We start from the raw sequence: 23,826 nt of genomic DNA on the forward strand, positions 1-23,826 counted from the left end.
CCTCGCCAGCCTTACGTCGCCGGCGGCTTCCTCGCCCTGGACTTGCCGGCCTTCGGCTGCGGCGCGGGCTCTTCAACGCGCTCGATCGACGACAAGCGGCCGGCTCTGAACGTGTAGATGCCGGCGCGCGGCCCGTGCGTATAGGTGATGACGGCGAGGCGATCGCCGCGCGCATTGTTGGAGACGTTGACATTGTCGGGCGCGCCGATGCCGCGCACCACATCGCACTCGGTATGTCCAAGCGCGACCGACCCGACGTTCTGCGGCGGTGGTGCACCGGCTGCGCCGTCGGCGAGCGCATTGGCATTCGCAGGTCCCGCTCCCGCTGGCGCCATCCCAGGGCATCCACCCTCGGCGCTGACCATGTCTTCGGCGGTGACCGGCTTGGTCGGCGTCAACGGCGGCGTCTCGATCGAAACGTTGCGGATGAACGTCCGGCCGGGCCGCGAGAACCACTCGGCATCCTTTGAGAAGATATCCGAGCCGCTGGAACAGCCAGAGACGACCGGCGCAAGCAGAAGGAGGGCCAGCAGCGGTTTCCGAGTAAGTGTTCCGTCTCGCACGATCGATTGGGCTCCCGTCTCTACCCTCTTGTCCCGCCGCGCCTTCTTTGCGCGAAGCGGTATCCAAGTGTCACGCGCGGTGCGCGTCTTTGCCCGAAAAGGCTTGTCCCAACATCCCTTTGCGGCATGACCGTGGCTGCCTGCCGACTCCGGGACACAAGTTGCAAATTATCATTAATTTCGCAACCTTCTATTGCCGGCGCTGCCAGCGGCCGCGCTCGTCGGTCTGCCAGTAGGTCACCTCGAACCCGCGTGCCTTGCAGGCGGTCCAGCTCTCCCGCGCCGCCGCCACCGCCTCAGTATCGTCGCCGTTGAACACCAGCACCACCCGCTCGTAGCTGTCGCAGTCTTCGGGAAGCGCCGCGTTGTCGACCAGGAAGCGCACATTGGCGCGGTTCGGATTACCGTCATCGATTGCGAGGATGATCGGTTGGTCCGATGCATCGGCGACACGCCAGGTGGCGTGCGGCAGGAAGGAATCGTCGCTATAGGTCCACAGATGCGCATCGAGCGCCTCGGCCCGCTCCAGCGAAGTCGATTGCACGACCACGCGCCAGCCGCGCTCCAGCGATTTCTCGAGCAGCGGCGGCAGCACGCTCTCCAGCGACATCCCCTGCAGATGATAGAACAGGACGTCGGTCATCCCTGCTATTTCTTTGCCTCGTAATAGTCCGCGACCAGGCGTTCCAGCAGGCGAACGCCGTAGCCCGAGCCCCAACTTTGATTGATGTCGGTCTTCGGCGCGCCCATCGCGGTTCCCGCGATGTCGAGATGCGCCCAGGGCGTGCCGTCGACGAAGCGCTGCAGGAACTGCGCCGCAGTGACCGAGCCGCCGTGGCGGCCGCCGGTATTTTTCATGTCGGCGAATTGCGAATCGATCAGCTTGTCGTATTCGGGGCCGAGCGGCATGCGCCACACGCGCTCGCCGGTCTCTTGCCCAACCTTGATGAGCCGATCGGCCAGTTCGTCATCGTTGGAGAACAGGCCGGCATGCTCGGTGCCGAGCGCGACCATGATCGCGCCGGTGAGCGTCGCCAGGTCAACCATGAATTTCGGCTTGAACTTCTTGGCCACGTACCAGAGCACATCGGCAAGCACGAGCCGGCCTTCGGCGTCGGTGTTGATGATCTCGATGGTCTGGCCCGACATCGACTTGACGATATCGCCGGGACGCTGTGCGTTACCATCGGGCATGTTCTCGACAAGGCCGATGGCGCCGACCGCGTTGACCCTGGCTTTGCGCGCGGCAAGCGCATGCATCAGCCCGACCACGCAGGCCGCGCCGCCCATGTCGCCTTTCATGTCCTCCATGCTTCCGGCCGGCTTGATCGAGATGCCGCCGGTGTCGAAGCAGACGCCCTTGCCGACGAAAGCCACCGGCTGTTCGCTCTTCTTGCCGCCGTTCCAGCGCATGATGACCACGCGGCCGGGCCGCGCCGAGCCCTGCGCGACGCCGAGCAGCGCGCCCATGCCGAGCTTGGTCATCGCCTTGACGTCGAGCACCTCGACATTGACGCCGATCTTGCGGAGTTGGCTGGCGCGGCGCGCGAACTCCTCGGGATAGAGCACATTCGGCGGCTCGTTGACGAGGTCGCGCGCGATGACGACGCCCTCGACAACGGAGGCGTCAGGCGCAAACGCTTTCCGCGCGGCGGCGACATCGTCAGTCGCGATCGAGACGTCGGCGCGCACCGGTTCGTTCTCGCCGTCCTTCTTCTTGGTCTTGTAGCGATCGAATTTATAGGCCCGGAGCCGGATACCGGTGGCGATGGCGGCCGCCTGCCCCACCTTCATCGCGCCATCCGGCAACTCGGCGATCACCGTGACGGTATTGGTCGCCGCGTTCAGCTTGCCGGCAGCGACGCCACCGAACTTGAGAAAATCCTTCTCCTTCAGCGCCGAGGTCTTACCGGTTCCGATGACGATCATGCGCTCGGCTTTGATCCCCTCTGGCGCCAGGATGTCGAGAGCGGCGCCGCTCTTGCCCTTGAACCGGTTGGCCGCCGCCGCCCGCTTGACCGTGTCCATCGCCTTCCCGAGCGCCTTCTCAGTCGCCGCGCCGAATTTCAGTGCCTCGTCGCAAAACACCACCATCAAGCCCCGGACGGGCGCGGAAAACGGGACAAAGCCGACCTTTACGGCGTCGGACATAGGAAAATCCTCCAGAATCAGGGCTGTCGCGGGCGGGGAGCCGGCATGGGCATGGTAGTACGTGGAATGTCGGTTCGCGGCGGTCCAGATCGGTCAGCCGCGGGGTTGATCAACACTATGGCCTGCCAGCCGCCGCACTGCCAAGCGCGGCGTGGCGGGAAGGCCACAAAGGGGAATAATTAACCATATGGAAGGAGTGCCTTGGCTCAGCCATTTTGTTGACGGATCAAAGGGATGGTAATGAGAGAGTGACGGCTGGACGGATAAGCGGCACGGCCAAAGGGGAGCCCTTATAAAGGGATTGGTCGGGAAGCTGCGCGTTTTGGCGCGCCAAGTGGGACTTGCGGCATCGATGGGGTCGATTGACAGGTATATTTTCCGCACGACGCTCGCGTCGTTTGCGGTAGTCCTGATCAGCCTCACCGGCGTGATCTGGATTACCCAGGCGTTGCGCGGCATCGACCTGATGACCAGCCAGGGTCAGACCATCGTCACCTTCCTCGGCATCACTGGCCTGGTGATTCCGGCGCTCATCCTGATCATCGCGCCGATCGCCCTGATGATCGCGGTCTCGCACACGCTGAACAAGCTCGCGACCGATTCCGAGATCATCGTGATGAACGCCGCGGGCTTTTCGCCATTCCGCCTGTTCCGTCCATTCTTCTACGCAACCTGCGTGGTCGCCGCGATGGTCGCCTTCATCGGCGCCTATCTCGCCCCCGACGGCATGCGGCGCATCAAGCAATGGGACGCCGAGATCACTGCCGACGTGCTCACCAACATCCTGCAGCCCGGCCGCTTTGCCCAGCTCGACCAGAACCTGACGATTCGGATCCGTGAACGCCTGCCCGGCGGCGTGCTCGGCGGCATCTTTGTCGACGATCGCCGCGACCCCAAGGAGCGCGTCACCATCATCGCCGACCATGGCACGGTGCTGAAGAACGAGAATGGTTCGTATCTGGTGCTTGAGGACGGCAACCTGCAGCGGTTCGAAGCTGGCAAGCGCGACCCGGCCCTCGTCGCCTTCGGCCGTTACGCCTTCGACATGTCGAAATTCTCGAGCCAGCGCGACGTCACGCTGGGGATTCGCGAGCGATATCTTTGGGAGTTGATCTGGCCCGCAGCTGATGATCCGACCTTTGATCAACTGTCCGGCCAGTTCCGCGCCGAATTGCATGATCGCTTCATGGCGCCGATCTATCCGTTCGCGTTTGCCGCACTCACATTTGCCTTCCTGGGCGCACCCCGAACCACGCGCCAGAGTCGTAATTTCTCGATCGGCGGCTCGGTTCTGGCCGTGCTCGGCCTACGCATGGCCGGATTCGCCTGCTCGGTGATGGCAGTGAAATCGTCGCTCGCCGTCGGCGCACAATACCTGATGCTGCTGTGCGGCATCGGTGTTGGACTCTGGATGATCATCGGCGGCGTGGTGGTGGAGCCCCCTGCCGGATTGATCGAGGCCATCAACAAGTCGAATGCGCGGCTCGCGCGCCTGTTCGGAAGGCCGGCCACCGCATGAGCATGGTCACCAACACGCTCGGGCGCTATTTCGCCGGCCGCTTCGTGATCTCGGCCGTCGGCGTGTTCGTCGGCATTTTCGTGCTGCTCGTCCTGGTCGATTACATCGAGATGGTGCGCAAGACCTCCGGACTGGTCACGGCTTCCGCGATCACGGTCGCCGAGACCTCGCTATTCCGCGTGCCGCAGCTGCTCGAGAAGCTGATGCCGTTCTGCGTGCTGATCGGGGCCATGACCTGCTATCTTGCGCTGTCGCGCCGGCTCGAGCTCGTGGTTGCGCGCGCCGCCGGCGTTTCGGCCTGGCAGTTCATCGCACCCGCGCTGGCGAGCGCGATCGTGCTCGGGATCGCAGCGACCACCGCCTACAATCCGATGTCGGCAAACCTGCGCGAACTCTCCAAGCAGATGGAGGCGGAGCTGTTCGGCTCGGCGCCCGGCGGCGGCATCCAGGACGCCTCCGGCTTCTGGCTCAACCAAGTCAACAGTGACGGCCAGTCGATCATCAACGCGGCCCGCAGCGAGCAGCAAGGCGTGCGGCTGACCGGGCTGACCGTATTCCGATTCGATACCGAGCTGCAGTTCAAGGAGCGAATCGAAGCGCGCGAGGCCTCGCTCGAAGAGGGCCGCTGGGTGTTCAAAGGGGTACGACGATACTCTCTCGACAGACCTCCGGTGGATCAGGACACCTTCTACCTGACAACGACGCTGACGCCGGCCCAGGTCCGCAACAGCTTTTCCACTCCGGAAACTGTGTCGTTTTGGCAACTACCAAACTACATCCGTTCGTCGGAGAGCTCGGGCTTCGCGACCGCAGGCTACCGGCTGCAGTACCACAAGCTCATTGCACAGCCGTTTTTGCTGGCTGCAATGGTGCTTTTGGCCGCTTCGGTGAGCTTGCGCTTCTTCCGGTTCGGCGGCGTGCAAAAGATGGTTTTGAGTGGCGTGGGTGCGGGCTTTCTGCTCTACGTGCTCTCGAAAGTAACTGAGGATTTGAGCAAGGCTGAGTTGATGCATCCCATCGCTGCGGCGTGGTTGCCCGTGTGCGTAGGCGGCCTCACCGGTTTCTTGGCCTTGCTGTATCAGGAGGACGGGTAGTGGCCGTTGTCGCCGCCCGCCAGTTGAGATCGCCTGTGTTCAGGCGGCGCAGTCTCGTGCGCCGTCAGCGAACCCGCTTGGCCGGCTTCCTGCTAACACTGACCGTCGGGTTCATTCTTACGGGGACGATCAGTGCTGGCCTGACCACGCCTGCGGCCGCGCAAAGCTTCACCTACAATCCGCGGCCACCGAGGCCGACCCCGCCCCCGCCCCGCAATGACGGGCAGATGCTCGTGCAGGCGACCGAGGTCGATTACGACTACAACAATCAGCGCGTCTCCGCGGTAGGCAACGTGCAGATGTTCTACAACGGCACCAGCGTCGAGGCCGACAAGGTCATCTACGACCAGAAGACCAAGCGCCTCCATGCCGAGGGCAACATCCGCTTCACGGATGCGCAGGGCAAGATCACCTACGCCAACATCATGGATCTCAGCGACGACTACCGGGATGGTTTCGTCGATTCCCTGCGCGTCGACACCGAAGATCAGACGCGCATGGCGGCGACCCGCGCCGATCGCTCCAGCGGCAACTACACGGTATTCGAGAACGGCGTCTATACGGCCTGCGCGCCGTGTAAGGACGATCCGAAGAAGCCGCCGCTGTGGCAGGTCAAGGGTGCCCGCATCATCCATAACCAGACCGAGAAGATGCTCTATTTCGAGAACGCCCAGCTCGAATTCTTCGGCGTTCCGATGGCGTATATGCCCTATTTCTCGACCCCTGATCCGACCGTGAAGCGCAAGAGCGGCTTCCTGATGCCAGGCGTCAGCCAGGCCTCGACCTATGGCTACGCCGTCGAGGTCCCCTATTATTTCGCGCTCGCGCCGGACTATGACGCGACCTTCAACCCGCGCTTCACCTCGCGCCAAGGCGTCTTGTTCCAGGGCGAATTCCGCCAGCGCCTGTTGGACGGGTCTTACTCGATCCGCGCTTACGGCATCGACCAGCTCGACCAAGGCGCCTTCGCCGGCCAGCCGGGCGACCGCCAATTCCGCGGTGGCATCGATACCAAGGGCCAGTTCGCGATCAACGACAAGTGGGTCTGGGGCTGGGACGGCGTGCTCCTGTCCGACTACTTCTTCTTCTCGGACTATCGGCTCGCCCAGTATCGGGACCCGTTCGCATCGTTCCTGAGCCTGCCGACAGAAGCGATCTCGCAGCTCTATCTGACCGGCGTTGGCAGTCGCAGCTTCTTCGATGCGCGCACGATCCATTACCTGAGTTTCTCCGGCAACCAGAGCCAGGTGCCGGTGATCCATCCGGTGATCGACTATAACAACGTCATCAACAGCCCGATCTTCGGCGGCGAGTTCAGCTACAAGGTGAACTTCACGAGCCTGACGCGGGACGAGGCGGTCTTCGACCCGATCACGACGCTCGCCAATACCAACGGCCTGTGCCTCACGGCATCCGCCGATCCACTGGCCCGCCTGCCCTCGCAATGCCTGTTGCGCGGTTTCCCGGGCACCTACACCCGCCTGACGGCCGAAGCGCAATGGCGGCGATCGTACACCGACCCAATCGGCCAGATCTGGACGCCGTTCGCGATCCTTCGCGCCGACGCGATCGATGCCTCGGTCTCGAACCAGCCCGGCGTCTCGAACTTCCTTCCGGTCGGCGATACGCAGGCGCTGCGCCTGATGCCGACCGTCGGCCTCGAATATCGCTACCCGTTCATCAACGTGCAGCCGTGGGGCACCACCACGCTCGAGCCGATCGCACAGGTCATCATCCGCCCGAACGAGACCTACGCCGGCAAGCTGCCGAACGAGGACGCGCAGAGCCTGGTGTTCGACACCAGCAACCTGTTCTCGGTCGACAAGTTCTCCGGCTATGACCGCGTCGAGGGCGGCGGCCGCGCGAATGTTGGCGTGCAGGCGACCACGCAGTTCGATCGCGGCGGCGCCGTCAAGGTGCTGTTCGGACAGTCCTACCAACTGTTCGGCATGAACTCGTTCGCTGTCGCCGACGTGACCAATACCGGCCTCGATTCCGGCCTGCAGAATCCGCGTTCCGACTATGTCGGCAGCGTCAGCTATTCGCCCAACCGAACCTACACATTCAGCGTCCGCTCGCGCATGGACGAGGCGACCTGGAACATCAACCGGTTCGAGGCCGAGGGACGCGCAAATTTCGATCGTTGGTCGGTCAGCCTGCTGTATGGTAACTACGCGGCCCAACCGGAACTCGGCTATCTCACCCGTCGCGAAGGCATCCTGACCAGCGCCTCGGTCAAAGTCGCGTCGAACTGGGTGGTATCGGGTTCGGCCCGTTGGGACCTTGAAGCGAACAAAATCAACCAGTACGTGATCGGTGCGGGCTATGTGGACGACTGCTTCGTGCTGGCCGCGAACTATATCACCTCCTACACCTATTCCGCCGGCACAACGCCGCCGGTCCTCAGCCACGCGTTCATGCTGCAAATCGGGCTGCGGACCATCGCGAACTCGACGACGTCGTCGAGCAGCGCGAGCGGCCTTCAGTAGAGTGTGATCCGCACCTCCGAAATTCGGTGCGAATTGGTTGATATGGCTGAGATGACCATATGGCTGAGATGACCATGACGACGTTGCCCCTCCGCCTTTTGGCCTTGGCTCCTGTTTGCGCGCTCGCGCTGATGCTCTGCGGCACTTCGCCGCTGAAGGCGCAGACCGTAGCCGTCATGGTCAATGGCGAGCCGATCACCAACTACGACATCGAGCAGCGCACCAAACTGAACTTCCTGACCACCCACAAGCACTCGGCGCGGCAGGACGTGATCGAGGAACTGATCGACGAAAAGGTGAAGATCAAGGAAGCCAAGAAATTCGGCGTCGACCCCTCCTCCTCCGACATCGATCAATCCTACGCCGCGATGAGCGCGCGGATGCGGATCTCGCCGGAGCAATTGACCAAGTCGCTGGAGAGCCAGGGCATCCGCGCCGATACGCTTAAGGCCCGCATCAGGGCCGACATGGTTTGGACCAGCCTGGTGCGTGGTCGCTATAAGGAAAGCCTCCAGGTCGGCGAAAAAGACGTTGCCGCCGCCGCGCAGGAAGGCGGCGAAAAGACCGAGATCGAAGCCTTCGAATACAAGATGCAGCCGATCGTGCTGATCGTGCCGCGCGGCTCCACACCGGCACTGGTCGAAGCGCGCAAGAAGGAAGCAGAGGGGCTACGCGAACGCATCACGAGCTGCGACGAAGCCAACTCCTATTTCAAGACCATACCGAACGCGGCGATCCGCGACACCGTGACCAAGACAACGGCCGACCTGCCGCCGCCCATTCGCGAGGTGCTCGACAAGACGCCGATCGGCCATCTCACGCCGCCTGAGATCACCAAGCAGGGCGTCGAGATGGTCGTGCTGTGCGGTCGCAAGACCACGATGATCGACTCGCCGAAGAAGAAAGAAATTCGCGAGAAGATGTACGCCCAGAAATATGAGGCGAAATCGAAGGCCTATCTGCAGGAAGTCCGCAAATCGGCCATGATCGAATATCGCTGATGATGTCGAAGCCCCTTGCGCTGACATCCGGCGAGCCCGCAGGTATCGGCCCCGACATTGCGCTCGCCGCATGGTTGCGACGCGACCAACTGAAGCTTCCGCCGTTCTATCTGCTCGGTGACCGCGATTTCCTCGCCGATCGCGCCCACCGTCTTGGCATTGCGGTCGAGCTTGCCAACGCCTGCCCCGAGGAGGCGCTCAGCACGTTTGCAAGAGCCTTGCCTGTCGTACCGACCGGCAGGTCGGCGACGGCGCGGCCGGGCACGCCGGATGCAGCCAGCGCGGATGCCGCGCTATCCTCGATCCGTTGCGCGGTCGCCGACGTCATGGCCGGCAAGGCCGCCGCTGTGGTCACCAACCCGATCGCCAAGAACGTGCTCTATCGCGCCGGCTTCGGTCACCCCGGCCACACCGAATTCCTGGCTGAGCTCGCGGCCAAGGACGGGATCGCGCCACAGCCTGTGATGATGCTGTGGTCGCCCGAACTCGCCGTCGTACCCGTGACGATCCACCTTTCGCTGCGCGAAGCGCTTGCATTGCTCACGACCGACCTGATCGTCTCGACGGCCCGCATTGTGGTGGCCGACTTGAAGGCCCGGTTCGGGCTTGCCCGTCCACGGCTCGCGGTGTCGGGCCTCAATCCGCATGCCGGCGAAGATGGTACGCTCGGTAGTGAAGATATCGAGATCGTGGCATCGGCTGTGGAAATCCTGCGCAGCGAAGGTATCGACGTCCGCGGACCGCTGCCGGCGGATACGCTGTTCCACAAGGCGGCGCGCGCCACCTATGACTGCGCGATCTGCATGTATCACGACCAGGCACTGATCCCGATCAAGACCATCGCTTTCGAGGACGCGGTCAATGTCACGCTGGGCCTGCCGTTCGTCCGGACCTCGCCGGATCACGGCACGGCATTCGACATCGCCGGCACCGGCCGTGCCAATCCGTCGAGCCTGATCGCGGCACTGCAGCTGGCCGCGAGGATGGCCGCGACGACGCCTGAATGAGCGCAATCGACGATCTGCCGCCGCTGCGCGACATCATTCGCGAACACTCTCTGTCGGCGCGCAAGTCGCTGGGTCAGAATTTCCTTCTCGACCTCAATCTCACCGCGCGGATCGCGCGCGCTGCGGGTCCGCTCGAAGATTCGACAGTGATCGAGGTCGGCCCCGGCCCAGGCGGCTTGACCCGGGCACTGCTCGCGCTCGGCGCAAGACGCGTGATCGCCATCGAGCGCGACGAACGGGCGCTGGCAGCGCTTGATTACATCGTCAAGCGATACCCGGGACGGCTCGATATCGTGCATGCCGACGCGCAGCAGTTCGATCCCCGTCCCCTGCTCGATGGCGGCAAGGCAAAGATCGTCGCCAACCTGCCCTACAACATCGCGACCCAGCTTCTGGTCGACTGGCTGTCGATCGAACCGTGGCCGCCCTGGTACGACATGATGGTGCTGATGTTCCAGCGCGAGGTCGCCGAGAGGATCGTCGCGCAGGAGAACGATGAAGCCTATGGCCGGCTTGCCGTGCTCGCCAACTGGCGCACTGAGACAAAGATCCTGTTCGACATCTCGCCCGCGGCATTCGTGCCGCAGCCGAAGGTCACCTCGTCGCTGGTACGATTGATACCACGCGCCACGCCTGAGCCCTGCGACCGCCGCGCGCTGGAACAGGTAGCCGCCGCGGCCTTCGGCCAGCGCCGCAAGATGCTGCGCCAGAGTCTGAAGTCACTCTCGGTCGATCCGGCTCGACTCGCTGCGGCGGCACATATCGATACCACCCGCCGCGCCGAAACTATTCCCATCTCCGGCTTTGTTGCCATGGCCCGTGAATTGGCCAATATACGAAACACAACATCGAACGTTGCCTAAGGAGTGAACGCCATGGCGCAAATGGTACGCCAGTCCCTCGTCAAATTTGATGCGCCATTGTGCGAGACCATCGTTGAGACGCCGAAGCCGCAGGGACGCGAAGTCCTGGTCCGCATCGAGCGTTGCGGGCTCTGCCATTCCGACCTGCATATCCAGGATGGTTACGCCGATCTCGGCGGCGGCAAAAAGCTCGACACCACACGCGGCATGACGCTGCCCTTCACGCTCGGCCACGAAATCGCAGGTGTCGTCGACGAGGTCGGCTCCGATGTTTCCTCCGATCTGATCGGGAAGAAGAAAGCCGTCTTTCCCTGGATCGGCTGCGGCCAATGCCGCGACTGCCTGAACGGCGATGAGAACCTCTGCGTCAAGCAGCGTTTCCTCGGCGTCTCCATCGATGGCGGCTTCGCCAGCCACGTGCTGGTGCCCGACGCAAAATACCTGCTCGACTACGATCCGCTGCCCGTCAATCAGGCAGCCACGCTGATGTGCTCGGGCGTCACCGCCTACGGCGCGCTGAAACGACTGGTCGACCGGCCGCGGCAGCGCAACCTCCTGCTGATCGGCCTCGGCGGCGTCGGCATGATGGGTCTTTCGTTCGCGCAGGCGATGTTCAAGCAACCGATCTCGGTCGCCGACCTCAGCCCGGCCGCGCGCGAGACGGCACTGCAGAACGGCGCAGCGCTCGCTTACGACCCGGCCGAGCCCGACGTCGTCAAACGTATCCTGAAGGAAACCGAAGGCGGCTTTGACGAGGTGGTCGATTTCGCCGGCAACGAGAAATCCATGGCATTCGCAGTCTCTGTGCTGGCGCGCGGCGGCAAGATCGTGGTCTCGGGCCTGATGGGCGGCAATTTCAACCTGCCGATGGTGCAATGGGTCTATAAGCGCATGACCATCGAAGGCTTCATGGTGGGAACGCTGGCCGAGGGCCAGGAATTGATGGCGCTCGCGCGTGCCGGCAAGATCAAGCCGACGCCGATGCGAGAGGAACCGATGGCCGACGTCCAGAAGTGGATCGACCAGTTGCGCGCCGGCAAGGTCGTCGGACGCATCGTGCTGAAGAACTGACCGTCCTCTCGGACCGTTCCGGCTTGGAGACTTTCGGCGGCCCGACGGCTGCGTCGGCCGCTGGACCGCGTCCAAGCACTAGCGAGATCTGCCCATCTTCTTCAGCCCCGATTTGCCGCAATTGAGGTGACCGGCAAGCCCCAATTAAGCCCTGCCCGCTCCGGATTTGCGGCGCATTGCGACCCAACTTCCTACCGAGAGTTAGGAGTTAAAGGGTAGCGGATGTTACCGGGGAAGTAGATGTCAAAGCGTACCGCGAAATTTGTCTCAGCGCTCTTTGCCACGGTTCTGGCGGGCGCCAGTCTTACTGCGAGCGCGGAGAACGGCGCAGAAACCGTCGACAACACCAAGACCGCCGACAATTGCCTATCAGCCCCGAAGGGACCGACACCGACGGGCGGCCATTGGTATTACCGGCTCGATCGCGCCAATAAGCGAAAATGCTGGTATGTGCGCCAAGAGACCGACAAGGCGCCAAAGGCCGCGTCCGCACAGCAGGAATCGCCGCCGCCGGCCGAAACCGCCACCCCGCCCCAGCCAGCCGCCAGCATGAGCCCGTCGGTCGCAGATGCACGCGCTGAGCTAACTTCACCGCAGGCGGACACGAAGCAGAAGCCAACTTCCGCATTCGACAATGCGCCATCAACTGTCAGCTCACCCGGTTCCGGCTCGCTGGTCTCGGCGCGCTGGCTTGACCAGTCGAGCATGGCTTCGCCCGGTGGCACCAAGGTTGCCGCTACCGATACGGCCGCAAGCCCGCCCGATGAGCCCGAGGCAGCACCACAATCGCCGCCGGCGGCCGCCGCTCCCGCGCATTCGACGGCTGAGAAGCCATCGACCTCAACGCAGACGCTGTTGTTCATCATGGCGGGCACGCTTGCACTCGCAGGCCTGGTCGGCGGCCTGATCTTCCGGCTCAACCGAGCGAGCACGCCCCCCTACGAGGTCGACAATGAATGGCGAGCACCGTGGGACCGCGACCACGGCGAGCGCGCGCCGCAGCTCGCTGCCCAGCATAACGAGATCCCGCCGCGTCCGGTCGAACCGCCGCGCCCGCGTCACGTCGAAGCGGCGCAGCCGGAGCCTTCATTCGAAGATACGCAGCGGCAGATCAAGGAAATGCTGGCGCGTCTCGCGAAAAGCGCGACGGCCTAGGTTCAATTACTTCTCGAGCTGACGCTGCAGGTTGCGAACGAACTCGGTCAGGCCGGTGCGGCGCTCGCGCTTCAGCCGCTCCGCCTTCAGGATCGACTGCACTTCGGCGAACGCGTGATCGACATCCTGATTGATGACGATGTAGTCGTACTCGGCCCAATGGCTGAGTTCGTGGGTGGCGCGATTCATCCGCTCGCGGATCACCTCTGCGGCATCCTGCGCGCGGGTGTGCAGCCGCTTCTCGAGATCGGCCGCCGACGGCGGCAGGATGAAGACGCTGACCACATCGGCGCGCGCCTTCTCGCGCAGCTGCTGGGTGCCCTGCCAGTCGATGTCGAACAGCACGTCCTGTCCGGCCGATAGCGCTGCCTCGACCGGTCGGCGCGGCGTGCCGTAGCGATTGTCGAAGACCGTCGCCCATTCGAGCAATTCGCCCTGCTCGACCATTTTCTCGAATTTCGCCTTGTCGACGAAGAAGTAATCGCGCCCCTCAACCTCGCCCGGCCGCATCGGCCGGGTCGTCGCCGATACCGACATTTTCAGGCCGGGCATCCGCTCGATCAACAGCCGCGACAGCGTGGTCTTGCCGGCGCCGGACGGCGATGACAGCACGAACATCAGCCCGCGCCGCTCGACCCCGTCAAACCCGTGGGCCTCTCCTTGGGCCACCATCATGCCTCACTCCAGATTCTGAACCTGCTCGCGGAACTGCTCGACCACGTTCTTCATCTCGAGCCCGGTGTTGGTCAGCTCGATATCGTTCGATTTCGAGCAGCAGGTGTTGACCTCCCTATTGAACTCCTGCGCCAGGAAATCGAGCCGGCGTCCGATCGATCCACCTTTGCCGATCATTTCACGCGCTTGCGCGATGTGGGACGCGATGCGGTCGAGTTCCTCGCGGATGTCGGCCTTGGTCGCGATCAGGATCGCCTCCTGGCTCAGCCGATCCGCATCGAACCGGTCGGAGGTTTCAAGCAGCACCGCGACCTGTTCGGTGAGCCGCGCGCGGATCGCCTCCGGCTTGCGGCCCGGCGCCGCCTCCGCCTTCTTGGCGAGCCGCTCGATCTCATCCATACGCTGGCTCAGCACTTGCCCGAGCGCTGTGCCCTCGCGGCGGCGCATCTCGACGAGATGGGCAAGCGCCTGCTCGAAGGCGAGCGCGGCGGCCTCTCTTGCCGCCTTGTCCTCGGCTTCGTCGCTTTCCGGCTCGACCACCTCGATCACGCCCTTGATGCCGAGCAGCCCGTCGATGCTCGGCGCCACCGCGTCGATTTTCTGTGCCAGCGTACCCGCGACCTTCACGATCGAGGCCAGCACGTCTTCGTTGATGCGCACCGCCGACACCGCATTGGCGCGCTTGACATTGAGATTGGCATAGACGGTCCCGCGCGACAGCACTTCGCTCGCGCGCTTCTTCACGACCGATTCAAGCTCGTCCCAGCCCGGCGGCAGCCGCAGCCGGAGGTCAAAGCCCTTGGCATTGACCGACTTCAGTTCCCATTCGAATGTGTAGGGACCGCTCGCGCCATGGCTTCGGGCAAAACCGGTCATGCTCGATAGGGCCATCGCATAAGACTTTCTTGCAAGAGATGTGAGACTCGCTGAAACGCGATCGACCTTAAGCCGATCTACTTGAAAGTGGAACTAGGTTCGCGCCGTCGCGCCCGTCCCAACTTGACGTTGGATCAGCGCTGGACCACAGGCGGCGACGTCGTCGACTGTGCCGCGCCCTGGCGCGGGGGCCTTGCCGGCTTCTTCGAGTTCGTCGGCGGCTTCGGCGTGGTCGTAGTAGCGGTCGGATTGGTGTCGGCCGGCGCAGCGGCGGCGGGCGGCGGCGGATCGTCTGCCGGTTCGACCGTGTCGTTCTGGATCTGCTTTTCCATCGAACGCAGCTTCGCCACGTTCTTTTGGTGCTGATCGTAGGTCTCGGTGAAGGCATGCCCGCCGCTGCCGTCGGCAACGAAGAAGAGATCGCGGGTGCGCGCCGGATTGGCTGCTGCTTCCAGCGAGGCGCGGCCGGGATTGGCGATCGGGCCTGGCGGCAGGCCGTCGATGACGTAGGTGTTGTAGGGCGATGGCTGGGCGATCTCGCTGCGCTTGATCGGCCGCCCCAGCGTTCCCTTGCCGCCGACCAGGCCGTAAATGATGGTCGGGTCCGACTGCAGCTTGATCTTCTGCCGGAGACGATTGACGAACACCGCCGCGACGCGGCTGCGTTCATCGGCCCTGCCGGTCTCCTTCTCAACGATCGACGCCAGCGTCACGAGCTGCTCCGGCGTCCTGACCGGAATGTCCGGATTGCGGCGTTCCCAGATTTCCGCCAGCACGCGCCTCTGGGTCTGCTGCATGCGCTGGATCACCTGCTCGCGCGTGGTGCCGCGCGGGAATTTATAGGTCTCCGGCAACAGCGTGCCCTCGCGCGGTATCTCGCGCACCGAACCCGTGAAGATGTCGTTGTCCGAGAGCCGCGTCACGATCTGCTCGGAGGTCAGGCCTTCGGGAATGGTAACTGCATGCTGCACCACCTTGCCTTCGACGATGGTGCCGATGACGTCGCGCAGGCTTGCGCTCTTCTGGAACGAATATTCGCCGGGCTTGAGATCGGAACTTGCCTTCATCGCAAACACGCTGCCGATGAAGACCCAGGGATTGACGTCGATCACGCCCTCACGCTGCAGGATGTCGGCGATATCGCGCTTGCCCGCCCGCTGCGGAATGTTGACGATCTTGTCCTCCGGCAGCGGCCCCGCCGCTTCCAGGGTCTGCTTTCCGTAGTAATAGGCGGTGCCGGCCCCGATCATCAGAAGGATCAGGAGAGTGATGATGGCGTTGCCGACCACGACGAATGGATTGCGGGCACGGTCCGACCGTTTCGGCGGCGGCGGGACCTGTTCAGGCTCCAGCGCGGCGCGCGGGCTTCGCGGTGAAATGGGCGGCCTCTCACTCATCGATTCGACCTGAATCCTGCCGGTTCAATCGTGGCCTGACAAATCTAAAATCCTGCCAATATGATCGATATTATACGAGTATGCGCCCGCGCCTAGAAGTCATAGGCGATTGCGGCAAAACGGTGAAGTGGCTGCCATCCGCCTGTCGGAGGATGATCCGGAAAAGTGGAAACTGGTTTTCCCTCGCGACAAGCTTGCAGCGTTTGCGTGGAGATCATGCTCGAACAAAGAGATCAGATCATGGCCCGATTCGATCAATCGGATCATGATCTAGTTGATCACACGCTGCAGGATCACGGAAGCGTTAGTGCCTCCGAAGCCGAACGAGTTGGACAACGCGACATTGATCTCGCGCTTGCGCGGCGCGTGCGGCACGAGATCGATCGCCGTCTCCACCGACGGATTGGCGAGATTGATGGTCGGCGGCGCCACGTTGTCGCGAATCGCGAGGATACTGAAGATCGCCTCGATCGCGCCGGCGGCGCCGAGCAGATGTCCGGTCGACGACTTCGTCGACGACATCGACACTTTCGATGCCGCGTTGCCGAGCAGCCGCTCGACTGCGCCAAGTTCGATCTCGTCGCCGACCAGCGTCGAGGTGCCATGGGCGTTGATGTAATCGATATCGGACGGCGTCATGCCGGCGCGCTTCAATGCCGCCGACATGCTGCGGAAACCTCCGTCTCCGTCCGGCGAGGGCGAGGTTATGTGGTAGGCATCGCCCGAGAGCCCGTAGCCAACGACCTCCGCATAGATCTTCGCGTCGCGCTTTTTCGCGTGTTCATATTCCTCGAGCACGACGATGCCGGCACCTTCGCCCATCACGAAGCCGTCGCGGTCCTTGTCGTAGGGACGCGACGCCTTGGTCGGCGTCCCGTTGAAGGCGGTGGACAGCGCGCGCGCCGCGCAAAAGCCGGCCATGCCGATCCGGCAGATCGGCGACTCCGCGCCGCCCGCCACCATGACCTCGGCATCTCCCAGCGCGATCAGCCGCGCGGCATCGCCGATCGCATGCGCGCCCGTCGAACAGGCAGTGACGACCGAATGGTTCGGCCCCTTCAGGCCGTGCTCGATCGAGACATAACCGGATGCCAGATTGATCAGCCGGCCCGGAATGAAGAACGGCGACACCTTTCGTGGACCGCGCTCCTTGAGCAGCACCGCCGTGTCGGCGATGCCCGAGAGGCCGCCGATGCCGGAGCCGATCAAGGTGCCCGTCGCGCACTTGTCCTCTTCGCTCTCCGGATGCCAGGCGGCATCGTCGAGCGCCTGCTTCGCCGCGCACATCGCGAAGATGATGAAGTCATCGACCTTGCGCTGGTCCTTCGGCTCCATCCACTGGTCGGGATTGAAGGTGCCCTCGCTGCCATCGCCGCGTGGCACCACGCAGGCGACCTGGCTCGGCAGGTCGGAGACATCGAAGGTCTCGATCCTGCGCGCCCCACTGCGGCCCTCAAGGATACGTGCCCAGCTGGTGTCGACGCCACAGCCGAGGGGTGTAACCATGCCCAGCCCCGTGACGACAACACGTCTCATATCAAGACCTCCGTCCCGAAATGCGCGGCGAATAGCAAGAAACCGGGGGACCGCCTGACAACGGTCCGTCCGGCTTCGTCGGCACCGCGAAGGGCGTCAGCTTTTCGCGTTCTTCTCGAGAAACTTGGTCGCGTCGCCGACCGTCAGGATCGTCTCCGCGGCGTCGTCGGGAATCTCGCAACCAAATTCTTCTTCAAATGCCATGACGAGCTCGACGGTGTCGAGACTGTCAGCGCCGAGGTCATCAATGAAACTTGCACTGTCGACCACCTTCTCCGGCTCAACGCCAAGGTGCTCGACCACAATCTTCTTTACCCGCTCGCCAATCTCACTCATCGTTCACCCTCGTGCTTGTTCCATTGGACCCGACCCCAAGACGATACGAGCCATCGTGGTCGTGTAGTTTCCCTAAGCTGTCGCGCATAGTCTTGATTCGGCGGTCGTGGCCGACTAAGTCCCGGCGAACGGCAGGCGTCGCCACGCCAATATACAGGGTTTCAACATCCTGCAATGGCGTTCTTTGCCCATCCGCGGCTGGTTCGGTTATCATAAATCCCTCACCTTGACTATAAGCCCCGCCCATCCCCCGGTAGGGCATTCCGCCACGCAAAAACGCTCCGGTAACCCGCTCAAAACATGGCCATTCCGCCATTGACGTGAATCGTCTGTCCGGTCACGTAGGCGGCCTCGTTGGAAGCGAGATAGACGGCTGCGGCGGCGATGTCTTCGGGCGTCCCGAGTCGCGCCGCAGGAACCTTAGCCAGGATGGCCTCGCGCTGCTTGTCATTCAATGCATCCGTCATCGGCGTCTTGATGAAGCCCGGCGCAATGCAATTGGCAGTCACGCCACGCTTGGCATATTCGGCGCCCAGCGTCTTGATCAGGCCGATGATACCGGCCTTCGACGCGGTGTAGTTGGCCTGGCCAGGATTGCCGGTGACGCCGACGATCGAGGTGAGGGCGATGATGCGGCCGAAGCGCTTGCGCATCATCAATTTGGTCGCGGCGCGCGCGAGGCGGAACGTCGCGGTCAGGTTGATCGCGATCACCTCGTCCCAATCCTCGTCGCGCAACTGCACGAACAGATTGTCGCGCGTGATCCCGGCATTGGCGACCAGGATGTCGAGCTGCCCCAGCGCAGTTTCCGCCGCGGGCACCAGTGCCTCGACTTCGGCACTATTTGAGAGATTGCATGGCAGGACGTGAACACGCTCACCGAGCTTGGCCGCGAAAGCATCCAGCACCTCGCGCCGCGTGCCCGAGATCGCAACCGTCGCGCCCTGCGCATGCAGCGCCTGCGCGATTGCGCCGCCGATGCCGCCGGTCGCGCCGGTGACCAGCGCGGTCCTACCCGTCAAATCGAACATTATTATCTCCTCTCGGCTCTCCTGGAGCCGGATCATGCTTCAGGCCGAAGCGGCCAACGCATCCTTGGCGGCGGCGATATCGCCGGGCCCGCTGACGGAAATCCCGACCGCGCCGTCGGCGATGCGCTTGACCAGACCGGTCAAGACCTTGCCAGCGCCGATCTCGAAGAAGCGCGTCACGCCATTGCTTGCCATATAGGCGACCGACTCGCGCCAGCGCACCGTGCCGGTGACCTGTTCGACCAGCCGGCGGCGGATCTCGTTGGGATCGGTGATGGCGCTCGCCAGCACGTTGGAGACCAACGGCGCAGCCGGCGCCTTGATGGTGATACCGGACAACGCCTCGGCCATGGCGTCAGCTGCTGGCTGCATCAACTTGCAATGGAAGGGAGCCGACACCGGTAGCAGCATCGCGCGTTTGGCGCCCCTGCTCTTGGCGATCTCGACCGCACGATCGACGGCGGCCTTGTCGCCGGAAACCACAACTTGTCCGCCGCCATTGTCATTGGCAGCCTGGCACACCTGGCCCTGGGCGGCCTCGTTGGCGACCGCCATCGCCGCTTCATAGTCTAGGCCGAGCAGCGCGGCCATGGCGCCGACGCCAACGGGCACCGCCTTCTGCATCGCTAGGCCACGGGTGCGCAGCAGGCGCGCGGTATCGCTGACGCTGAGGCTGCCGGCAGTGGCCAGCGCGGAATACTCGCCGAGCGAATGGCCCGCGACAAAGGCAGCGTCGCGACCGACCGAGAACCCGGCCTCGGTCTCCAGCACCCGCAGAGTCGCGACCGAGACCGCCATCAGCGCCGGCTGCGCATTCTCGGTGAGCTGCAGGGTTTCGGCCGGACCATCCCAGATGATCCCGGTCAGCTTCTCTCCCAGCGCGGCGTCGACCTCGTCGAACACCGCCCGGGCCACTGGAAAGGCATCGGCGAGGGCCTTGCCCATGCCGACCGCCTGCGACCCCTGCCCCGGAAAAGTGAATGCTGCCGTCATGGCGCTCCCAACCTGTTTGGGCACGACCTCCGGGAAAGCTGACTTCCGCTCTCCGGATCATGCTCTGGACGGGCGCGTAAGACACTGTCCGGGGCTCAGATGTCAAGCCGCGTTGCGGCATTGGGACAAGGACTGTCCCCTAGAACCCGCCGGCCCTCTGGTCCGCGCCCGCTTCCGCGCCAGTCCTCGCCCGGCGTGCGCTGCTCACCAATTGCCCCGGCCGATCCTCATGGTCCGGCTTCGCGGTCGCCAGTCTCAGCACCGCGAGATAACCTGGCTGCACCTCCATCTGGCCGGCATGCCGGCTTTCGCTGAGAATGCGGTGAACCCGTGGCAGGTTGTAGCACGGCACATAGAACAGCAGATGATGCTCGAGATGATAGTTCACGTTATAGGGGGCGATGAACAGTCGCTCGAGGAAGCCGGCGTGCGTGGTCCGGGTGTTGCGCAAGGGATCACCGCTATCGGGAACAACGGCGTGCTCGGCGATATTGCGGATCCGGGTGATCACCATCATCCAGGTGAGCAGCGGAACCAGCCATAGCAGTGGATAAGCCCACCACACGCCGGCAGCCCCAAGCCCCGCAAACAGGAGCCCGTTGACGATGAACTGCGGCCCGAGCTTTTCCCAGAAATGCGCGGCGCGCCGCCGCCATGGCCATTGCTTTGGCCCGAGCGCATTGAGCAGTTGCGCCCTGCGCTGCTGATAGCCGGTCTGACCGGTGATGTCGCGAATGAACTTGCGCCGGTAGCTCAGCTTGGTGATCGGAAACGGCGCCGACAGCACGAGGTCGGGATCATCCTCCTGCTGCGTCCGCGCGTGATGTTGCAGATGATAGCGGCGATAGGCCCGCGTCTCAGCAAAGATCGGATAGGCGCAGAACCATTGGCTCAATGTCAGGTTGGTCTTCTCGTCAGCGGAAAGGCATCCGTGCGCGCCGTCATGCATCAGGATTGCAAGCCCGAGCTGGCGCGAGCCGATGATCGCGACGGCGAGGAGATATGTCAGCGGATTGGGCCACCACGCCACCAGCGCGATCGCGCCAAATATCAGCGCCCAGGCATGCGCAATCAGTGCGATGCCCTTCAACGTTGAGCGCTGGCGGACCGCGATCAACTGATCTTCGGTCAGGAAGTCGCGGGCACGGATCCGAAGCGCGGTCATGACGAAGCCTCCTCGTCGCGTGAGGTGGGAGTGGACGTGCTGGGATCGCCGACCAGGCGCAGGCGCCTGTTGTCGCCGTCGGATATGGCGGTGGCCTGCTCGCCCAGCACGCGCAGCATTTCGCTGCACAGTTCCTCCGCCGAGCGGCCCATCGCATAGCCTTCGAGGATGACACCGATCGCAACCGCCCAGAACCGCCGCGAGGTCGCAGCGGGATCGCGCAGCGTGCGCCAGCCGTGCCGCTCGATCTGCCCCGCATAGGCGCGCAGCCCTTCGCTGTGCAGTCGCTCGATGGTGCGCTCCACCAGCGGCGCCAGATCCTGCCGGCGTCGCGTCAGGGTCAGCGCTTCCGCAAAGAAGGCGACCGAATCGGTCGCCGTTACCGTCTCGACCAGCGCCCGCGTGTAGTCCCGCGGTGTCTCTGCCCGCAGTGCAGCCTCCTCCGCCGCACGCGCCACATAGAGCATGTCGCGGCAGGCGGCCTCGACGAAGAGCGCTTCCTTGGTGCGGAAGTAGTAGGTGATTTGGCTCGGAAAGGCGTCCGCAGCCGCAGCGATATCGGTGATCGAGGCGCCGGCGAGCCCCTGTTCCTTGAACAAGCGGCTTGCGGCGTCGAGCAGCAACGAACGCATCTTGCGCCCGGCCGCACGCGTGGCTCGGACGGCATGTCTTGGATCGCTGGCCGACGATTCGGAAGTCGGTCTGGCCGCCATTGGACGTCTCCGTGATTTATTTGTATGATATACAAACAAATAAATCAAGACCGAACTGGACGAACCGATCCGGTCGCAGATAGCCCTGCCAATGCGCCAAAAACCTCGCCCGGCAACCTTGCCAAGACGCGCAAAATCCTTATAAAGCCCGCCATCCGTGGTCCCTGGCCGGGAGCTGAACGGACGGTCTCAGCAATCTCACTCGTTGATTTTGATGTGGCAGGGCCAGTCGGCCCGTCGTCCCGTGCTTCCGCCTTCTGAGCAACGTCGAGTCCTTTCCGAAGGTCTCGAAGGGCTTGTCGCCGGGAACCGCGCCAACGACTTTAGAAAGGACATCCATGCCTCTTTACGAGCATGTTTTTCTCGCGCGCCAGGACGCGAGCACCCAGCAGGTTGACGAGTTGACCGCGCAGATGACCGGCATCGTCGAACAGGCGGGCGGCAAGGTCACCAAGACCGAGAGCTGGGGCGTGCGCTCCCTCACCTACCGCATGAACAAGAACCGCAAGGCGCATTTCGTGTTGATGAACCTCGACGCGCCGTCTTCCGCGATCAGCGAGATCGAGCGGCAGGAGCGGATCAGCGAGGACGTCATCCGCTATCTTACCGTGCGTGTCGAGGAACTCGAGGAAGGTCCGTCGGCGATGATGCGCAAGGCCGACCGTGACCGTGAGCGCGATGATCGCGGCGGCTTCCGCGGTGACCGCGAGGGCGGCGGCTTCCGTGGCGATCGCGACGGCGGCGGCTTCCGGGGCGACCGTGGCCCGCGCCGGCCGCGTGACGAAGAAGCAGCAGCAGCGACCGAGGAGTAAGAATCATGGCCGAAGCCGGTGCCCGCCGTCCATTTTTCCGTCGCCGCAAGTCCTGCCCGTTCACGGGTCCGAATGCGCCGAAGATCGACTACAAGGATTCCAAGCTGCTGATGCGTTATGTTTCCGAGCGCGGCAAGATCGTGCCGAGCCGCATCACGGCCGTGTCCGCCAAGAAGCAGCGTGAACTCGCCCGCGCCATCAAGCGCGCACGCTTCCTCGGCCTCTTGCCCTACGTGATTCGCTAATCGATCGGGTCCGCAGCACCTCGCGCGCTGCGGACCATTTACTCATAAGGCTTCCGGGTCGTCCGGTCGCCGATGGTTGGGGTTCTCGAGCAGAACCCCTAACCGCTCGAAAGGAGCGGGACAGCTGATGATCGCGACGTTGTTGATTGCTATCGCTGCCGGCTGCACGTCGGCGTTGATGTTCGCCTCGCTGGTTTCGGGCGCGCTGATCTCGCTATTGCTGTTTTGGCTGGCGCCGCTGCCATTGATGATGGCCGGGCTCGGCTGGGGTCCCCTCACCGCAAGCGTTGGCGGGATTGCGGCCGCGCTGGGGCTCGGCGCGATCTTCGGCCTGCCCTATTGCATCACCTTCGTCATCATGGTTGCGCTGCCGGCCTGGTGGCTCGGGCACCTCGCGCTGTTGGGACGCCCGATTGCCGACCCGAACCCGGATAGCGGACCTGCGCCGTCGTCCGCCAAACTCGAATGGTATCCAGTCGGCCGCAACCTGCTGTGGATCGCGGGCTTTGCCGTGCTCACCACGATGGCGGCCCTGCTCACGCTGGGCACCGACGCCGCCGGCATCGCGGCCGCCATGAAACGCGGCTTGATGCGGGTTCTGGACTCGCGGACGGTGACGGCGAACGGCGATATGGAACGCGTGGTCGACGCAATGGTGGCGGTCGCGCCGCTCGCCGCGGTCATCGTCACGATGATATCGCTGACGATCAATCTCTGGCTGGCTGCCCTGATCACGGCGACCTCGGGCCGCCTGCGACGTCCATGGCCCGACCTGCGGGCCACGGCGCTGCCGGCGATGACACTGGTGGCCTCGTGCGTCGCCATCGCCCTCTGCTTCACCAGCGGACTATTGGCCATCCTCGCACAGGTCATAACCACCGCCCTCATGGTGGCTTATGCGCTCACCGGTTTTGCCGTCCTGCACACGGTAACGCAATCGCTCAATAGCCGCGCATTCTGGCTGAGCTGCGCCTATGTCGTGGTCGTGATCTTCACCTGGCCTGTGGTGGCGATGGTGATGCTCGGGATAGCGGATGCGCTGTTCGGATTGCGCCAACGCTATCTGCGGAGCAGGCCGCCACCGCTCCCTGCATCCTGAACTCAACCGATCACCCAAACCAAGATTGAAGGAGA

The 23,826-nt window shown here is 63.7% G+C and carries 23 protein-coding genes; 11 read left to right on the forward strand and 12 right to left on the reverse strand.

Going from position 1 to position 23,826, the window contains the following annotated elements; all coding sequences use genetic code 11:
• Nucleotides 1-11: 11 nt before the first annotated feature.
• From J6497_RS08910 to J6497_RS08920, 3 genes are all read right to left on the reverse strand, one after another.
• Nucleotides 12-563: a hypothetical protein gene (locus tag J6497_RS08910; protein WP_376708182.1), complete on the reverse strand. Its 552-nt coding sequence runs from the start codon at nucleotides 561-563 to the stop codon at nucleotides 12-14.
• A gap of 190 nt (nucleotides 564-753) precedes the next feature.
• Entirely contained in the window at nucleotides 754-1,206 is a 453-nt protein-coding gene (locus J6497_RS08915) for a DNA polymerase III subunit chi (RefSeq protein WP_225703883.1), read from the reverse strand.
• 5 nt (nucleotides 1,207-1,211) lie between these two features.
• Entirely contained in the window at nucleotides 1,212-2,714 is a 1,503-nt protein-coding gene (locus J6497_RS08920; RefSeq protein ID WP_225703884.1) for a leucyl aminopeptidase, read from the reverse strand.
• Nucleotides 2,715-3,066: 352 nt separating this feature from the next.
• Here J6497_RS08920 and lptF point away from each other — a divergent pair, with 352 nt between their 5' ends.
• The 8 genes from lptF (at nucleotide 3,067) to J6497_RS08960 (ending at nucleotide 12,913) form a co-directional block, all read left to right on the forward strand.
• On the forward strand, nucleotides 3,067-4,233 hold the full coding sequence (gene lptF, locus J6497_RS08925; protein WP_225703885.1) for an LPS export ABC transporter permease LptF: 1,167 nt from the start codon (nucleotides 3,067-3,069) through the stop codon (nucleotides 4,231-4,233).
• Nucleotides 4,230-5,327: an LPS export ABC transporter permease LptG gene (gene lptG, locus J6497_RS08930; protein ID WP_225703886.1), complete on the forward strand. Its 1,098-nt coding sequence runs from the start codon at nucleotides 4,230-4,232 to the stop codon at nucleotides 5,325-5,327. The genes lptF and lptG overlap by 4 nt, the downstream gene beginning before the upstream one ends.
• Nucleotides 5,327-7,816, forward strand: coding sequence for an LPS-assembly protein LptD (locus J6497_RS08935; RefSeq protein WP_225703887.1), 2,490 nt, complete (start codon nucleotides 5,327-5,329; stop codon nucleotides 7,814-7,816). The genes lptG and J6497_RS08935 overlap by 1 nt, the downstream gene beginning before the upstream one ends.
• 68 nt (nucleotides 7,817-7,884) lie before the next feature.
• Nucleotides 7,885-8,817: a SurA N-terminal domain-containing protein gene (locus J6497_RS08940; RefSeq protein ID WP_376708187.1), complete on the forward strand. Its 933-nt coding sequence runs from the start codon at nucleotides 7,885-7,887 to the stop codon at nucleotides 8,815-8,817.
• Between the two features lie 2 nt (nucleotides 8,818-8,819).
• Complete coding sequence (gene pdxA / locus J6497_RS08945) at nucleotides 8,820-9,824, forward strand: 4-hydroxythreonine-4-phosphate dehydrogenase PdxA (RefSeq protein ID WP_225703981.1); 1,005 nt, start codon at nucleotides 8,820-8,822, stop codon at nucleotides 9,822-9,824.
• The gene (rsmA, locus tag J6497_RS08950; protein ID WP_225703889.1) at nucleotides 9,821-10,687 is read left to right on the forward strand and encodes a 16S rRNA (adenine(1518)-N(6)/adenine(1519)-N(6))-dimethyltransferase RsmA; all 867 of its coding nucleotides are present in this window, start codon (nucleotides 9,821-9,823) and stop codon (nucleotides 10,685-10,687) included. The genes pdxA and rsmA overlap by 4 nt, the downstream gene beginning before the upstream one ends.
• Before the next feature lie 12 nt (nucleotides 10,688-10,699).
• Complete coding sequence (locus J6497_RS08955; protein ID WP_225703890.1) at nucleotides 10,700-11,758, forward strand: alcohol dehydrogenase; 1,059 nt, start codon at nucleotides 10,700-10,702, stop codon at nucleotides 11,756-11,758.
• Between the two features lie 240 nt (nucleotides 11,759-11,998).
• Nucleotides 11,999-12,913 (forward strand): hypothetical protein, encoded by a 915-nt coding sequence (locus J6497_RS08960; RefSeq protein WP_225703891.1) that lies wholly within the window; start codon nucleotides 11,999-12,001, stop codon nucleotides 12,911-12,913.
• Nucleotides 12,914-12,919: 6 nt separating this feature from the next.
• On the opposite strand, the gene gmk is transcribed toward J6497_RS08960, so the two are convergent.
• From gmk to J6497_RS09005, 9 genes are all read right to left on the reverse strand, one after another.
• Complete coding sequence (gmk, locus tag J6497_RS08965; RefSeq protein ID WP_225703982.1) at nucleotides 12,920-13,585, reverse strand: guanylate kinase; 666 nt, start codon at nucleotides 13,583-13,585, stop codon at nucleotides 12,920-12,922.
• A 6-nt stretch (nucleotides 13,586-13,591) separates the two neighbouring features.
• Nucleotides 13,592-14,479, reverse strand: a complete 888-nt coding sequence (locus J6497_RS08970; protein ID WP_225703892.1) for a YicC/YloC family endoribonuclease — start codon at nucleotides 14,477-14,479, stop codon at nucleotides 13,592-13,594.
• Nucleotides 14,480-14,598: 119 nt separating this feature from the next.
• Nucleotides 14,599-15,861: an endolytic transglycosylase MltG gene (gene mltG, locus J6497_RS08975; RefSeq protein WP_225703893.1), complete on the reverse strand. Its 1,263-nt coding sequence runs from the start codon at nucleotides 15,859-15,861 to the stop codon at nucleotides 14,599-14,601.
• A gap of 270 nt (nucleotides 15,862-16,131) precedes the next feature.
• Nucleotides 16,132-17,397 carry a beta-ketoacyl-ACP synthase II gene (fabF, locus tag J6497_RS08980; protein WP_225703894.1) on the reverse strand — a complete coding sequence of 422 codons (1,266 nt, stop codon included), beginning with the start codon at nucleotides 17,395-17,397 and terminating at the stop codon, nucleotides 16,132-16,134.
• 96 nt (nucleotides 17,398-17,493) lie between these two features.
• The gene (locus J6497_RS08985) at nucleotides 17,494-17,733 is read right to left on the reverse strand and encodes an acyl carrier protein (RefSeq protein ID WP_002716125.1); all 240 of its coding nucleotides are present in this window, start codon (nucleotides 17,731-17,733) and stop codon (nucleotides 17,494-17,496) included.
• Nucleotides 17,734-18,026: 293 nt separating this feature from the next.
• Nucleotides 18,027-18,764: a 3-oxoacyl-[acyl-carrier-protein] reductase gene (gene fabG, locus J6497_RS08990; RefSeq protein WP_225703895.1), complete on the reverse strand. Its 738-nt coding sequence runs from the start codon at nucleotides 18,762-18,764 to the stop codon at nucleotides 18,027-18,029.
• Nucleotides 18,765-18,803: 39 nt separating this feature from the next.
• Nucleotides 18,804-19,757: an ACP S-malonyltransferase gene (gene fabD / locus J6497_RS08995; protein ID WP_225703896.1), complete on the reverse strand. Its 954-nt coding sequence runs from the start codon at nucleotides 19,755-19,757 to the stop codon at nucleotides 18,804-18,806.
• A 139-nt stretch (nucleotides 19,758-19,896) separates the two neighbouring features.
• Complete coding sequence (locus J6497_RS09000) at nucleotides 19,897-20,922, reverse strand: fatty acid desaturase family protein (protein ID WP_225703897.1); 1,026 nt, start codon at nucleotides 20,920-20,922, stop codon at nucleotides 19,897-19,899.
• Nucleotides 20,919-21,635, reverse strand: coding sequence for a TetR/AcrR family transcriptional regulator (locus tag J6497_RS09005; RefSeq protein WP_225703898.1), 717 nt, complete (start codon nucleotides 21,633-21,635; stop codon nucleotides 20,919-20,921). The genes J6497_RS09000 and J6497_RS09005 overlap by 4 nt, the downstream gene beginning before the upstream one ends.
• Nucleotides 21,636-21,973: 338 nt before the next feature.
• Between J6497_RS09005 and rpsF the strand changes: the two genes are divergently transcribed.
• From rpsF to J6497_RS09020, 3 genes are all read left to right on the forward strand, one after another.
• Entirely contained in the window at nucleotides 21,974-22,447 is a 474-nt protein-coding gene (gene rpsF / locus J6497_RS09010) for a 30S ribosomal protein S6 (RefSeq protein WP_225703899.1), read from the forward strand.
• A 5-nt stretch (nucleotides 22,448-22,452) separates the two neighbouring features.
• On the forward strand, nucleotides 22,453-22,692 hold the full coding sequence (gene rpsR, locus J6497_RS09015) for a 30S ribosomal protein S18 (protein WP_027583809.1): 240 nt from the start codon (nucleotides 22,453-22,455) through the stop codon (nucleotides 22,690-22,692).
• Nucleotides 22,693-22,819: 127 nt separating this feature from the next.
• The gene (locus J6497_RS09020; RefSeq protein ID WP_225703900.1) at nucleotides 22,820-23,791 is read left to right on the forward strand and encodes a DUF2232 domain-containing protein; all 972 of its coding nucleotides are present in this window, start codon (nucleotides 22,820-22,822) and stop codon (nucleotides 23,789-23,791) included.
• Nucleotides 23,792-23,826: the final 35 nt, after the last annotated feature.

The organism is Bradyrhizobium cenepequi (assembly GCF_020329485.1).
In the GTDB taxonomy this organism is placed as follows: Bacteria; Pseudomonadota; Alphaproteobacteria; order Rhizobiales; family Xanthobacteraceae; genus Bradyrhizobium; species Bradyrhizobium cenepequi.

Coding starts and splice junctions, on each gene's coding strand:
- J6497_RS08915 (WP_225703883.1), bottom strand. CDS start 1,206: ATGACCGACGTCCTGTTCTATCATCTGCAGGGGATGTCGCTGGAGAGC.
- J6497_RS08920 (WP_225703884.1), bottom strand. CDS start 2,714: ATGTCCGACGCCGTAAAGGTCGGCTTTGTCCCGTTTTCCGCGCCCGTC.
- lptF (WP_225703885.1), top strand. CDS start 3,067: ATGGGGTCGATTGACAGGTATATTTTCCGCACGACGCTCGCGTCGTTT.
- lptG (WP_225703886.1), top strand. CDS start 4,230: ATGAGCATGGTCACCAACACGCTCGGGCGCTATTTCGCCGGCCGCTTC.
- J6497_RS08940 (WP_376708187.1), top strand. CDS start 7,885: ATGACCATGACGACGTTGCCCCTCCGCCTTTTGGCCTTGGCTCCTGTT.
- pdxA (WP_225703981.1), top strand. CDS start 8,820: ATGTCGAAGCCCCTTGCGCTGACATCCGGCGAGCCCGCAGGTATCGGC.
- rsmA (WP_225703889.1), top strand. CDS start 9,821: ATGAGCGCAATCGACGATCTGCCGCCGCTGCGCGACATCATTCGCGAA.
- J6497_RS08955 (WP_225703890.1), top strand. CDS start 10,700: ATGGCGCAAATGGTACGCCAGTCCCTCGTCAAATTTGATGCGCCATTG.
- J6497_RS08960 (WP_225703891.1), top strand. CDS start 11,999: ATGTCAAAGCGTACCGCGAAATTTGTCTCAGCGCTCTTTGCCACGGTT.
- gmk (WP_225703982.1), bottom strand. CDS start 13,585: ATGGTGGCCCAAGGAGAGGCCCACGGGTTTGACGGGGTCGAGCGGCGC.
- J6497_RS08970 (WP_225703892.1), bottom strand. CDS start 14,479: ATGGCCCTATCGAGCATGACCGGTTTTGCCCGAAGCCATGGCGCGAGC.
- mltG (WP_225703893.1), bottom strand. CDS start 15,861: ATGAGTGAGAGGCCGCCCATTTCACCGCGAAGCCCGCGCGCCGCGCTG.
- fabF (WP_225703894.1), bottom strand. CDS start 17,397: ATGAGACGTGTTGTCGTCACGGGGCTGGGCATGGTTACACCCCTCGGC.
- J6497_RS08985 (WP_002716125.1), bottom strand. CDS start 17,733: ATGAGTGAGATTGGCGAGCGGGTAAAGAAGATTGTGGTCGAGCACCTT.
- fabG (WP_225703895.1), bottom strand. CDS start 18,764: ATGTTCGATTTGACGGGTAGGACCGCGCTGGTCACCGGCGCGACCGGC.
- fabD (WP_225703896.1), bottom strand. CDS start 19,757: ATGACGGCAGCATTCACTTTTCCGGGGCAGGGGTCGCAGGCGGTCGGC.
- J6497_RS09000 (WP_225703897.1), bottom strand. CDS start 20,922: ATGACCGCGCTTCGGATCCGTGCCCGCGACTTCCTGACCGAAGATCAG.
- J6497_RS09005 (WP_225703898.1), bottom strand. CDS start 21,635: ATGGCGGCCAGACCGACTTCCGAATCGTCGGCCAGCGATCCAAGACAT.
- rpsF (WP_225703899.1), top strand. CDS start 21,974: ATGCCTCTTTACGAGCATGTTTTTCTCGCGCGCCAGGACGCGAGCACC.
- rpsR (WP_027583809.1), top strand. CDS start 22,453: ATGGCCGAAGCCGGTGCCCGCCGTCCATTTTTCCGTCGCCGCAAGTCC.
- J6497_RS09020 (WP_225703900.1), top strand. CDS start 22,820: ATGATCGCGACGTTGTTGATTGCTATCGCTGCCGGCTGCACGTCGGCG.